This is a genomic window from Reyranella soli, from assembly GCF_007992495.1.
GTDB classification, from domain to species: domain Bacteria; phylum Pseudomonadota; class Alphaproteobacteria; order Reyranellales; family Reyranellaceae; genus Reyranella; species Reyranella soli.
This window is the reverse complement of sequence record NZ_BKAJ01000062.1, coordinates 1-12,905: the sequence shown is the minus strand read 5'-3', so window position 1 is coordinate 12,905 and position 12,905 is coordinate 1. Positions and strand designations below refer to the sequence as shown.

The following is a 12,905-nucleotide window of genomic DNA, read 5'->3' as shown; positions in this document are numbered from 1 at the left end:
GAGCGCGCAGGATGCGCGCGGTCCAGAAGAGCTTGTCCCAGAATTCGTCCTCGCGCCGCGGCCACCATCGACGCCGCCCGCTGCGCGTCAAAGCCCTGCAGTACCCCCGCCCTCATCCTCACCTTGCCGTCGACCAGCACCGTGTCGATGTCGCGCGGGCTGGTCTGCAGCAGGACATGGGCGCAGGCGTCATCGACCACCGAATCGCCGAACGGGCCCTTGCGGACCAGGACGATGTCGGCCCGCTTGCCCGGTGTCAGCGAGCCGATGCGATCGCCGAGGCCCAGCACGCGGGCGGCGGTGATGGTGGCGGTCTCGATCAGCTTGCGCGGCGTCAGCACTGGCAGGCCCGGCCGCACCGGCGGGCGGCGGCCCAACACGGTCGAGAAGCTGCGCTCCATGGCGCCGTCGAGATAGCCCTGGACGTTGAACATGACGCGCAGCTGACCCAGCGTGTCCGAGGCCACGGTGCAGGGGATGTCGCAGCCGAACACCACGTCGACACCACGCTCGACGGCGCGGCGCACGACGTCGGCCGGGGTGCCCTGGGTGTCCGCCGTGGGCGTGAAGCAGAGCGGCATGCCGGCCTTCGCCATGCGCTCGAGCTCGGGATTGCTGATCAGGTTGCCGTGGATCACCAGCAGGTCGGGCCCAAGCAGGCCCGCCGCGGCGAGCTTGTCGATCGTCCCCGTCTCATTGACATGGATGCAGCTCGGCGCGCGGCGCTCGCGGGAAAAGGCAAGCTGCTGCTCCAGCCCGGCGGCGCCCCAGGAATCGATGCCGAAGCCGATGGTGGTCAGGCCTTTGGGATCGTGGAAGCGGTCGTAGACGTCCTTGCCGTCGGCCAGACGGTCCTCCGGCCGCGCAAACTCGTTGGGCGCCACTGGCATGAAGGAATAGGTGAAGAGATGGCGGATGCCCGTCTCCCTCAACGCCTCGATGGAGGCGGGCGCGAAGGCCGGGCTGCGGATGTCGTGACAGTAATCGACGACAGTGGTCGTGCCATAGGACAGCATCTCGAAGCCGCCAACCCAGGCGGCGTTGAAATTGTCCTCGGCGGTGTAGCGGCTGCGCAGCGGCAGGAACTTGGAGTAATAGCCGCCGGGCCACAGGTCGGGCACATAGCCGCGCAGCACGGTCTGCCACAGGCAGGTATGGGCGTCGATGATGCCGGGCAGCGCGATCATGCCGGCGCCGTCGAGCATCTCGGCGCCGCCGCCGTCGAGCGATGGGCCGACGGCCAGGATCGTGCCGTCCTCGATCAGGATGTCGGCCATTGTGAAATCGCCCAGCGTCTCGTCCATGGTGACGATCTGGGCGCCGCGGATGTGCAGTCTGTTCGCCATGGCCGAGAGTCTTAGTCAATGCCGGGCGCGCCGGCTATGGTTCGTCGAGGAGGACCGCATGGCGAAGACGGCATTGGTGACGGGCGCCACCGACGGAGTCGGCCGCGTCGTGGCGAAAGCGCTGGGCAAGGACGGCTGGCGCGTGCTGGTGCACGGCCGCGACCGCGCGCGCGGCGAAACCCTAGTCCAGGAAATCGAGCAGGCGGGCGGCAGCGCTACCTTCCTGGCCGCCGACCTGGCCTCGCTTGCCGAGGTCCGCCGTCTCGCTGCCGAGACACGCAAGGTGACCGACCGGCTAAATCTGCTGATCAACAACGCCGGCATCGGTACGGCCGGCAATGGCCGGCGGACCAGCGCCGACGGTCATGAACTGCGCTTCGCGGTGAACTATCTCGCAGGCTTCCTGCTGACATACGAGTTGCTGCCGCTGCTCAAGGCGGCGGCACCTGCGCGTATCGTCAACGTCTCCTCGGCGGGACAGCAGGCCATCGACTTCTCCGACGTCATGCTGACCAAGGGCTACAGCGGCGTCGCGGCCTACTGCCAGAGCAAGCTGGCCCAGATCCTGTTCACCATCGATCTCGCCCGCGAGCTCGATGGCTCGGGTGTGATCGTCAATGCCTTGCATCCCTCGACCTACATGAACACCACCATGGTGCGCCGCGCCGGCGTGTCGCCGATGAGCAAGGTCGAGACCGGAGCGGAGGCGATCCTGCAACTGGCGGTCTCGCCCAAGATCGAGGGCAAGAGCGGCCTCTATTTCAACGTCATGAATGAGGCCCGCGCCAACCCGCAGGCCTACGATGCCGAGGCGCGCCGCAAGCTCAGGGCGTTGAGCCTGGAGCTGACGGGCGTGCAGGCCTGAGTCCGGCCAGCCGGTCGATCTCGCGCCAGAAGCTTGCTATCGTGTCGTCGATGATCTGGCGCACCGACTTGATCTCGTGGATCAGGCCGGCGCTCTCGCCGGCGGCGCCGTGGGTGTTGTCCACGTCGCCCTGGACATAGAGCATGTCGAGCGTGGCGTTGCGCGGCAGGCGCTCACGCTTGCCTTCGGAAACCTCGACGGCATAGGGAGTGCGCAGGCCCCTCGAGCGGGCGCGCGGCGGATTGTCGACCAGCGCCGTACCGGTGATCGGAGCCGCCACGATCGCCTGCTTATAGTTCTGGTGCACCGGACTTTCGAACGAGGCGACGAAGCGCGTGCCCATGGTGACGCCCTCGGCGCCCAGCGCAAAGGCCGCCGCCATGCCGCGGCCGTCGACGATGCCGCCCGCCGCCACGATCGGCACGTCGACCTTCTCCCGCACCGCCTGCAGCAGCGCGAAGGTGTGCACCTCTTCGGGATTGCGCAGGCCGGCGCTCTCCGCCCCTTCGACGATCAGCCCATCGACGCCCGCATCGACCGCCTTGATGGCGCCGCGCAGGGTCGCCGTCGCGTGATAGACGGTGACGCCTGCATCCTTGAGCATTTTGGTGTAGCGCGTCGGATCGCCGGCCGAGGTGGTGACGAAATGGACGCCCTGGCCCAGCAGCCAGTCGATGATGGCGCTCTCCTCCTTGGGATCCATCTGCAGGTAGCGCACCGGCAGGTTCACGCCGAACGGCTGGTTGGTGGCGGTGCGGATGGCGGTGAACTCGCGCTGGGTGACAGAGAGGTCGCGGATCGAGTTCTCCAGGAGGCCCATGCCGCCCGCGGCAGAACCGCCGACACCAACGGTGCGCGGGCGATCCAGGTCATCGGCGACTGGAAGATAGGATAGCGCGAGCGTGTATGCGCCGTGACGCGATTGCCGTCGAACATCTTCAGGCTCGTATCACAGCGTCAGACGGGCGGCACCCGCACCCAGCCTTCCATGAGCCGACGCGCGGAACGGCTCATCATCACCTTCTTCACCGCCCAGCGATTGCCGTCCTTCTCGACCTCGGCGCCTACCTTGAGGGTCCCCGACGGATGGCCGAAGCGCACGCGGCCGTCGGGACCGACCGGCGCCACGCGATGCACGACGGTGCCGGGGATGGCCGCTGCCGCCGCGATGGCGACCGCGCCGGTACCGGTCATGGCGTGATGCAGTACGCCCATGGAGAAGATGCGGGCCAGAAGGTCGATAGAGTCCGCCTCGACGGTTCGGCCGTCGGAGGCCGTGTAACCCGCCGGCTTGGCGACGAACGACAGCTTTGGCGTGTGCTGCCGCTTGGCCGTCGCCTCCTCCGCCGTTGCCGCGTCGCCCATGGCGACCGCGCCCAGCGCCCGCACAGCCTCGACGCGCGCCAGCAAGGCCTTGTCGCCGTTGACGTCGCCCTGCAGCTCGGTGCCCTTGAGGCCAAGCCGCGCTGCGTCGACGAACACCGTGGGATTGCCGGCGTTGATCAGGGTCGCCTCGACCTTGCCCAGGCCGGGCACGTCGAGCACGTCGATGTGGTTGCCGGTCGGGAAGGTCGGACCGCCCTCGCCGCCTTCGTCGTCTGCCGGATCGAGGAACTCCAATTGGATCTCGGCCGCCGGGAACGCCACGCCGTCGAGCTGGAAGTCGCCCAGTTCCTGGACCTCGCCGCTGCTCATGGGCACGTGGTTCACGATCCTCTTCTTGATGTTGGCCTGCCAGATCTTGACCGTCGCCAGGCCGTCGGCCGGCGCATCGACCAGGCCCATGCTGATGGCGAACGGACCAACCGCCGCGCTGAGGTTGCCGCAGTTGCCCGACCAGTCGACCAGCGGCTTGTCGATGGCGACCTGGCCGAACAGATAGTCGACGTCGCAGCCGGCCCGCTTGGACTTGGACAGGATCACGACCTTGCTGGTGCTCGAGGTGGCGCCGCCCATGCCGTCGGTGTGCTTGCCGTAGCGGTCGGGGCTGCCGATCACCCGCATCAGGATACGGTCGCGTGCCGCAGGCTCCGACGGCAGGTCGTCGGCCAGGAAGAACACGCCCTTGCTGGTGCCGCCGCGCATGTAAACCGCGGGAATCCGGAGCTGTTTCATGGCCGGCACTATACACCGACCGATTACACATTCCTGATCCCAATCTCGACGCGCCGAGGCCGGCGACCTACGATTGGCCGGGAAAGGGACCTGGGCAGGGGACAGGGGGATTGGGACCGATGCGGGTGCTGGTGGTCGAGGATAATGTCGAGCTCGTCACCCTGGTGACGAAGGCGCTCTCCAGGGCCGGCCTCGACGTCGATTCGGCGCAGAACGTCGCCGATGCCGAGGCCTCGCTGCGCACCGTGCAGTATGCCGCCGTGGTGCTCGATCTCGGCCTGCCCGATGCCGACGGCCTCACCCTGCTCGACCAGATGCGGCGGCGCCGCGACCAGACGCCGGTCCTCATCCTGTCGGCGCGCAGCGGCCTCGACGACCGCGTCGGCGGCCTGAACAAGGGCGCCAGCGACTACATGGTGAAGCCGTTCTCGACCGACGAGCTGATAGCCCGCCTGCAGGCGCTGCTGCGCCGCTCGCCCGGCCCGGGCGGGCCAACGCTGACGCTGGGCAACCTGGCGCTCAAGACCGACGGACGGCAGGCGATCGTCGACGGCCGCATGCTGAGCCTGCCCGCGCGCGAGGTCGACGTGCTGGAGGTGCTGCTCAAGCGCAGCGGCAAGGTGGTGTCGCACGATTCGCTGCAGAGCCAAGTCTTCGGCTCCTCGCAGGACGTCGCCTCCAATGCCATCGAGGTCTACGTCCATCGCCTGCGCAAGATCCTGACCGAGGCCGGCGCCAACGTACAGATCCACACGATCCGCGGCGCGGGGTATCTGATGGACGTCGTCAAAGGTGGCTGATCTGCTGGGGGCGCGCCACTCCAGTGGCGCGATCCTTTCTCGCTTCGACGAAGACGCGCGACTGGAGTCGCGCGCGCCCAGCCCTAACGCCGGCGCCAGGCCTGGAGGCGGCCCAGCAGGAAGCGGTCGGCCAGCACGTGCAGGGTCTTGACCGCGGCGGAAGTGATCACGATGACGATGCAGAGCGCCGCCGCGACGGCTGTCGCGCCGCTTTCCTCGATGTTCACTGCGGCCACCGACGCAAGCTTGGTGTCGGATGAATAGAGGAAGATCACGGACGACACCGTCGTCATGCCGTTGACGAACAGATAGATCGCAATATCGAGGATGGCGGGCAGGCAGATCGGCGCCGTCACCCGCCCGAAGGTGCGCCAGACCGGCACCTTGAGCGAAGCCGAGACCGATTCGAACTCGGGATCGATCTGCTTCAGCGCCGTCGTCGCCGTCAGGTGACCCACCGTGTAGAAGTGCGCCACGGTGTTGACCACCAGGATGCCCATGGTGGCGTAAAGGAAGTTGAGCGGATTGTTGGGCGCGTTGAAGAAGAAGATGTAGCCCAGGCCCAGCACCAGCCCGGGCACCGCCATGGGCAGGAACGCGAGGAACTGCACGATGCCGCGCATCAGGTAGAACTCGCGCGTCTTCTCGTTCAGCCAGGCACCGACGAACATCAGGGTCGTGCCGAATACTGCAGCACCCACCGCCATCTCGACCGAGTTGAAATACGAATCCCAGCCGCTGGCGTCGAAGTTGGTGAAGTCGTAGTTGGCGAGCGTCAGGCTGAGATTGTAGGGCCAGTACTTGATCAGCGAGCCCCACGCCGCCATGCCCAGGATGACGAGGATGCCGGCCGCGACGACCGTGCAGAAGGCGGTGAAGAAGAGGTCGCGGCCGAGCTTCGGTTTGGGGATCAGGGGCACGGCGCGCGCGGTCAGCAGCGCCACCTGCTTCCTCTGCACCACGCGATCGACCAGGAAGGCGATCGCCGCCGGCGCCAGCAGCACCATGCCGACCACGGCGCCCATCGAGAAGTTCTGCTGGCCAATCACCTGCTTGTAGACGTCGGTCGCCAGCACGTTGAAATTGCCGCCGATCACCTTGGCGATGCCGAAGTCGGTGATCACCATGGTGAACACGACCAAGGCCGCGCTGATCAGGCCATATTTCGCGCCAGGCAGCGTGACGGTGAAGAACACGCGCAGCTTGGAGGCACCCAGCGCGTCGGCCGCCTCGTAGAGGCGGGCATCGGCGGTGGTGAGCGCCGTCACCAGGATCAGCGTGGCATGCGGGAAGCAATAAAAGATCTGGGCGATGACGATGCCGTCGAAGCCGTAGATCGGCCCGCCGAGCGCGCCCTTGAAGAAACCCTGGTTGCCGAACAGGTAGACCAGCGCCAGGCCGGGCAGCAGCGAGGGCGCGAAGATCGGGATCAGGGAGATGCCCTGGAACAGCCAGCGCACCGGCAGCACGGTGCGCGTCAGCGCATAGGCGTAGAAGAAGGCGAGCGGCACCACGATCAAGGTGCACACCGCCGCGACGTGGAGAGAGTTCAGCGCCGAGTCGAACAGCGCTGGAGTGGAGAAGTACGAAACGTAGTTGGCCAGCCCGACGAACTTGCCGTCGCGATCCTCGAAGGCCTTGGCGAGCAGCGACCACAACGGCAAGCCGACGATGACCAGCAGCACGACGGCGAACAGCACGACGCCCAGCCGCATCATCAGGTCGTCGCGCGACATCGCCACGCGCAGGATGGGCGAGCGGTTCGAGGCGGCCAGCGTCACGATACAAGCCTCACGCCGCAAAGACCCGCAGGCGGTCGGGCGGCAGGGCGACGTCGAGCTTGCGGCCAAGCTCGACTCCCAGGTCGCGGATCAGGTTGCTCGAGAAGTCGGCCGTCATGGCGACGTCGGCCGTACCCTGCACTTTAAGCGTGGCGCGACAGAAGGCGCCAACGAAGTCGAGTTCGGCCACCTCGACGGCGACACGATTGGCGATGTCCGTTGGCAGATCACGTACGCGCACATCCTCCGGCCGGATGCACAGGGCGACCTTGGCCCCGGGCGCCAGCCCGTCCTGCGCCGTGCAGTCGAAGGTAAAGCCGTCGACCTTGACCTTGTCGGGCGCGACCAGGGTGCCGGCGAGAAAATTCATCGAGCCCACGAAGTCGGCCACGAACGCCGTGGCGGGCCGGCGATAGATCTCCTGCGGCGTGCCGACCTGCTCAATGGCGCCCTGGTTCATCACCACGATACGGTCGGCCATCGTCAGCGCCTCCTCCTGGTCGTGCGTCACCATGATGGTGGTGACGCCGAGGGTTCGCTGCAGCGCCTTGATCTCGTGGCGCAGGCGCAAGCGCACGCGCGCATCCAGCGCCGACAAGGGCTCGTCGAGCAGCAGCAGGCCGGGCGAGGTGGCGAGCGCACGCGCCAACGCCACGCGCTGCTGCTGGCCGCCGGACAGCTGGGCGGGATATTTCGGGCCGGCATCGGGCAGGCCGACCAGGGTCAGGAGCTCGGTGACGCGCCGCCCGACCGCCGCCTTGCCCTCGCGCCGGCTGACCAGGCCGTAGCCGACATTGTCGACGACCGTGAGGTTCGGGAACAGCGCGTAGGACTGGAAGACGATGCCGAAGTCGCGCTTGGACGGCGGCAGGGCGGAAATGTCCCGCCCCTTCTGGTGGATGGTGCCCGAGCTCTGCGGGTCGAGGCCGGCGATGGCGCGCAGCAAGGTGGTCTTGCCGCAGCCCGACGGCCCAAGGAAGCAGACGAACTCGCCCTCGGCGATATCGAGGCTGATATCGCCGAGCGCGGTGAAGTCGCCGTAGCGCTTGGAGAGGTTACGAACCTCTAGATGTGACATCGCCTGTCACACCGTCGGCGGGTCACTTGGCCTTCGGAGCCGACTTGCCGTCGTAACGCTTGGTCCATTCGGCCAGGATGCGCTCGCGGTTCTTGGCCATCCAATCGACGTCGACCTTGGCCATCAGCTTCTCGCCGTCGGCCGGATAGTTGGGCGGCATCGACTTCACCGTCGGATTGGCAACGATCGCGTAGTACTTGCCGTAGAGCTCGTTGGCCTTCGGCGAAGAGGCCCAGTCGGCGAGCTTCTTGGCCGCGTCGAGGTTCTTGGTGCCTTTGACGATCGCCGTTGCCTCCATCTCCCAGCCCAGACCCTCCTTCGGCACGATCAGGTCGATCGGCGCACCCTTGGTCTTCTCGGTGGCGCCGCGCATGTCGAAGCCGATGCCGATCAGGCGCTCGCCCTTGGCGGCCTGCACGCACGGCGCCGAACCGGAATGCAGGTACTGCGAGACGTTCTGGTGCAGGGCGTCCATGAACTTCCAGCCCGCCTCCTCGCCCATGATGGTGAGCCAGCCGGCGATCGTGAGGTAGCCGGTGCCCGACGAGGCCGGGTTCGGCATCACGATCGAATCCTTGTACTCGGGCTTGATGAGATCGGCCCAGCTGGTCGGCGTGGGCTTGTTGCCCTTCTTCGCTTCTGCGGTGTTGAAGCAGACCACTGCCAGGAAGGCGTCCATGCCGACCCAGGTCTCTGGGCTCTTGCCGCTCTTGAAGATCGGCTTCAGCGCGGCGGCGTTAGCCGGCGTATAGGGCTCGATCATGCCCATGCCCGCCATCAGGCCGACGCTCGACGCCGCAAGGCCCCAAATGACGTCAGCGCGCGGGTTGTCCTTCTCGGCGATCAGCTTGGCGGTCATCACACCGGTCGAATCGCGCACCCAGGCGATCTCGATGGTGGGATTGTCGGCCTCGAAGGCCTTCTTGAATGGATCAAGCTGCTCGTTCTCGATCGCCGTATAGACCGTGAGCTTGGTCTTCTGTGCGAACGCCGCGCCGCTGATAGCGATGGCGGCCAACGCCACGCCGCCCAGGACCGCGGCTCGCCGCATGGTTGCGAATATTGTCATGATCAGCCCCCTTCGATCTCCCGATCGATCTCGTTACACGCCCCACATGATGCTTTTATTGCAGCGCTTCACAAAACCTTAACATGACGCTGTGGCCCGGCAAGGGCCGCGTGCTACGCTTGCGCTGCAAGGAGACAGGGGATGGACGGCACGCCACTCAAGGCCCGCCACACACTTTCGCCGGAGATCGCCCGGCTGGCAGCCGAACACAGGCCCGGCGGGCCACTGCAGCGCGATTTTTATGTCGGGCGCGAGGTATTCGAGGCCGATCTGGCACGGATTTTTCGTCGCCACTGGGTTTTCGCCGGCTACGCCTTCCAGATCGCCCGGCCGGGTGATTTCATCACCTACAAGGTGGGGACAGAATCGGTCATCGTGGTGCGCGACCGCTCGGGCGAGATCCGCGCTTTCCACAATGTCTGCCGCCATCGCGGCTCGCGCATCTGCAAGACCGAGCAGGGCAACAGCCATCGCCTGGTCTGTCCCTATCATCGCTGGACCTACGAGCTCGACGGCTCGCTGGTGCTCGACACGAGCCGCGAGTTCGGCGTCGACAAGGCCGAACTGTCGCTGCGGCCCGTGGCGGTCGAGAATGCGGGCGGCCTGATCTTCATCTCGCTCGCCGATTCGCCGCCCGACTTCTCGGCGGCGTTCGCCACCATCCGGCGCAAGATGAAGCCGCATGCGCTCGAGCGCGCCAAGATCGCCCACGAGGTCGACTATGTCGTGAAGGCGAATTGGAAGATCGTGTTCGAGAACAATCGCGAGTGCTACCACTGCCCGCCCAATCACAAGGAATACAACAGCGCGGCCTACGACGTGCAGCGCGACATGGCGATGCTCGATCCCACGCTGCAGCCGGCGATGGACGCCATCGTGGCGCGCGCCAATGCCCGCTTCCGCGCGCTCGGCCTCGACGAGGGCGACGCCATGTCGACCATGACCGGGGCCAACTTCCGCTGCCATCGCACGCCGGTGGTGGAAGGCGCCGTCACCCAGAGCATGGACGGCAAGCCGCTGTGCAACCGCCTGATGGGCGACATCAAGGAATGGGATTCCGGCACGCTGCGCACCACGATCTTCCCCAACTTCTGGCAGCACACCAATTGCGACTATGCCGCCGCGGCCAGGCTGACGCCGATCGGGCCGGATGAGACGCATGTGCGCGGCTACTGGCTGGTCGATGCCGAGGCCGTCGAAGGCCGCGACTACACGCTCGAGCGGCTGCTGCCGATCTGGGACCTCACCAACAAGCAGGACTGGACGATCTGCCAGGACCAGCAGGAAGGCGTGAGCTCGCAGGCCTACATCCCCGGCCCCTACTCCCTGGTCCGCGAACGCAACGTCGCGCACTTCCTCGACTGGTATCTCGGAGAACTGCGCGCGTGAGCCTGCCGAGCCAAGCCCGCATCGTCGTGATCGGCGGCGGTGCGGTGGGCTGTTCCATCGCCTATCATCTCGCCAAGCTCGGCCAGAAGGACGTGCTGGTGCTGGAGAAGCTCGGGCTGACGCATGGCTCGACCTGGCATGCCGCCGGCCTGGTCGGGCAGCTGCGCAGCAAGCGCAACCTCACGCGCCTGATGCAGTACAGCGCCCAGCTCTACGGCAAGCTCGAGGCCGAGACCGGCCAGGCGACGGAATGGAAGCCGGTCGGCAGCCTTCGCCTCGCCTCCTCCGAGGAGCGCTGGAGCGAGCTGAAGCGCATGGCGACGACAGCCAGAAGCTTCGATTTCGAGCTGCACACGCTGTCGTCCAAGGAAGCGCAGCAGAAGTTCCCGCTGATCGAGCCGAACGGCATCGTCGGCGCGGTGTTCGTGCCCAACGACGGTTCGGTCGAGCCGTCGAGCCTCACCATGGCCTATGCCAAGGGCGCGCGAACGGGCGGCGTGCGCATCGTCGAGAACGTCCTGGTCACGGGCTTCGAGGCCGAGGGCCGGCGCATCAAGCGCGTGCTGACGGACCAGGGCGCGGTCGATTGCGAGATCGTGGTCGTGGCCGCCGGCATCTGGGCGCGCGACGTGGCGCACATGGCCGGCGTCCAGGTACCGGCGGGCGCCGTCGAGCACCAGTACCTGATCACCGAGAAGAGCAACACCATCCCGGCTGGCCTGCCGACGCTGCGCGATCCCGACCGCATCTTCTATCTGAAGCCTGAGCCCGGGGCGTTGGCGATTGGCGGTTGGGAAAAGGGCACGCCGACTTTCGGCGCCGAGGGCGTTCCGTTCTCCTTCGGCCGCGAGTTGCTGCAACCCAACCAGGAGCGGCTGGAACAGTTCGTGCTGCCGGCGGCCGACCGCCTGCCGATCCTGAACGAGCTCGGCATCCGCACCGTGATCAACGGGCCGATCCCGATCTCTCCCGATGGCGAGCCGATCATGGGTCTCGCGCCGGAACGCGACAACGTCTACGTCGCCTGCGGCTTCACCTCGGGCATCGCGGCCTCCGGCGGCGCCGGCAAGGCGATGGCGGAATGGATCGTCGAGGGCGAACCCGGGCTCGACCTGTGGGCCTTCGACGTGCGCCGCTTCGGCAGCCATCACATGAGCGCGCGCTATCTGGCCGAGCGCAGCGTCGACAGCTACTGGCGCTACTACCAGATCCACTATCCCATCGAAGAGCTGGAATCGGCGCGCGGCGGCCGGCGCTCGCCACTCTATCCGCTGCTCAAGGCCAAGAACGCCGTGTTCGGCTCACGCTTCGGCTGGGAGCGGCCCAACTGGTTCGCACCGGCCGGCACCGAGGCGATTGACCGACCGTCCTTCGAAAGCCGGCCCAACTGGTTCGGCCCGGTCGGCAGCGAATGCCGCGCCGCCCGCGAGCGCGCCGTGCTGATCGATCAGAGCTCCTTCTCCAAGTACGAGATTTCCGGGCCGGGCGCCTTCGCCACCCTTCAGTGGCTGGCGGCCAACGACCTCGACAAGCCGCAGGGCGCTCTCATCTACACCCAGCTCTGTAACGAGCGCGGCGGCATCGAAGCCGACCTCACCTTCGCGCGGCTGGACGAGAACCACTTCTACATGGTGACCGGCAGCGCCTTCGGCGTGCGCGACATGGGCTGGATCAGGAAGCATTTGCCGACCGACGGCTCGGTGACGGTGCAGGAGCTGACGTCGGCGCGCGCCACGATCAACCTCGCCGGACCGTTGTCGCGGCAGATCCTGGAACAGGTCGCCGACGGCGACGTCGGCAACCAGGCCTTCCCCTACATGACCGCGCGCGAGTTGCGCATCGGTTTTGCGCCGGTGCTGGCGCTGCGTGTGACCTACCTGGGTGAGCTGGGCTGGGAACTGCATCTTCCGGCCGAATACGCTGCCCATGTCTACGAGCTTTTATGGGCGGCCGGGCGCGACCTCGGCCTGGCCGACGCCGGCTACCGCGCCATCGATTCACTGCGGCTGGAGAAACGCTATCTCTACTGGGGCAGCGACATCACGCCCGACTACACGCCCTACGAGGCCGGTCTCGGCTTTGCGGTATCGCTCAAGAAGAAATCCGACTTCATCGGCCGCGCCGCCCTGGAGAAAGCCAAGGCGACCGGCCCGTCGCGCAAGCTGATCACGCTGCTGGTCGATGCCGACGTGCAGCTCTACGGCGGAGAAGCGATCCGTCGCGACGGCAAGGTCTTAGGCGTCACCTCGTCGGCCGGCTGGGGCCACACGATCGGCAAGGCCATCGCCTTCGGCTACGTGCCCGCCGAGGAGGCCGGCCACGCGGACTATGAGATCGAAGCCTTCACCCGCCGCCACGCCGCCACCCGCATCGACGGCGCCGCGGTGGATCCACAGAGGAAGAAGATCCTCTCATAGCTGGGGGCGCGCCACTCCAGTGGCGCGTCTTCTCATGCGGAGCGC

Annotated in this window: 10 protein-coding genes; 4 read left to right on the top strand and 6 right to left on the bottom strand. The window is 66.8% G+C overall.

Annotation, left to right across the window (positions count from 1 at the left end; genetic code table 11):
- Window positions 1–1,346 (bottom strand): amidohydrolase family protein (locus tag RSO01_RS17520; RefSeq protein ID WP_147150411.1); only part of this gene is annotated, 1,346 nt, incomplete at its 3' end.
- 58 nt (window positions 1,347–1,404) lie between these two features.
- Here RSO01_RS17520 and RSO01_RS17515 point away from each other — a divergent pair.
- A complete protein-coding gene (locus RSO01_RS17515) occupies window positions 1,405–2,211 on the top strand; it encodes an SDR family NAD(P)-dependent oxidoreductase (RefSeq protein WP_147150410.1) in 807 nt (268 codons plus the stop codon).
- Here RSO01_RS17515 and RSO01_RS17510 read toward each other — a convergent pair.
- Window positions 2,171–3,031: an NAD(P)H-dependent flavin oxidoreductase gene (locus RSO01_RS17510; RefSeq protein WP_218037372.1), complete on the bottom strand. Its 861-nt coding sequence runs from the start codon at window positions 3,029–3,031 to the stop codon at window positions 2,171–2,173. The genes RSO01_RS17515 and RSO01_RS17510 overlap by 41 nt on opposite strands.
- A 137-nt stretch (window positions 3,032–3,168) precedes the next feature.
- Window positions 3,169–4,326 (bottom strand): 2-methylaconitate cis-trans isomerase PrpF, encoded by a 1,158-nt coding sequence (prpF, locus tag RSO01_RS17505; RefSeq protein WP_147150409.1) that lies wholly within the window; start codon window positions 4,324–4,326, stop codon window positions 3,169–3,171.
- A 119-nt stretch (window positions 4,327–4,445) separates the two neighbouring features.
- Between prpF and RSO01_RS17500 the strand changes: the two genes are divergently transcribed.
- Window positions 4,446–5,126, top strand: a complete 681-nt coding sequence (locus RSO01_RS17500) for a response regulator transcription factor (protein ID WP_147150408.1) — start codon at window positions 4,446–4,448, stop codon at window positions 5,124–5,126.
- 83 nt (window positions 5,127–5,209) lie between these two features.
- Here the strand turns inward: RSO01_RS17500 and RSO01_RS17495 are convergent, their stop codons facing one another.
- From RSO01_RS17495 to RSO01_RS17485, 3 genes are read right to left on the bottom strand one after another with little or no spacing between them, the layout of a single operon-like run.
- The gene (locus RSO01_RS17495) at window positions 5,210–6,907 is read right to left on the bottom strand and encodes a putative 2-aminoethylphosphonate ABC transporter permease subunit (RefSeq protein ID WP_246158517.1); all 1,698 of its coding nucleotides are present in this window, start codon (window positions 6,905–6,907) and stop codon (window positions 5,210–5,212) included.
- Window positions 6,908–6,917: 10 nt separating this feature from the next.
- Entirely contained in the window at window positions 6,918–7,985 is a 1,068-nt protein-coding gene (locus tag RSO01_RS17490) for a putative 2-aminoethylphosphonate ABC transporter ATP-binding protein (RefSeq protein WP_147150407.1), read from the bottom strand.
- Between the two features lie 22 nt (window positions 7,986–8,007).
- Window positions 8,008–9,054: a putative 2-aminoethylphosphonate ABC transporter substrate-binding protein gene (locus RSO01_RS17485; RefSeq protein ID WP_246158514.1), complete on the bottom strand. Its 1,047-nt coding sequence runs from the start codon at window positions 9,052–9,054 to the stop codon at window positions 8,008–8,010.
- Window positions 9,055–9,195: 141 nt separating this feature from the next.
- Between RSO01_RS17485 and RSO01_RS17480 the strand changes: the two genes are divergently transcribed.
- A complete protein-coding gene (locus RSO01_RS17480; protein WP_147150406.1) occupies window positions 9,196–10,443 on the top strand; it encodes an aromatic ring-hydroxylating oxygenase subunit alpha in 1,248 nt (415 codons plus the stop codon).
- Window positions 10,440–12,860 (top strand): GcvT family protein, encoded by a 2,421-nt coding sequence (locus tag RSO01_RS17475; RefSeq protein ID WP_147150405.1) that lies wholly within the window; start codon window positions 10,440–10,442, stop codon window positions 12,858–12,860. Before RSO01_RS17480 ends, RSO01_RS17475 begins: the two co-directional genes overlap by 4 nt.
- Window positions 12,861–12,905 lie beyond the last annotated feature (45 nt).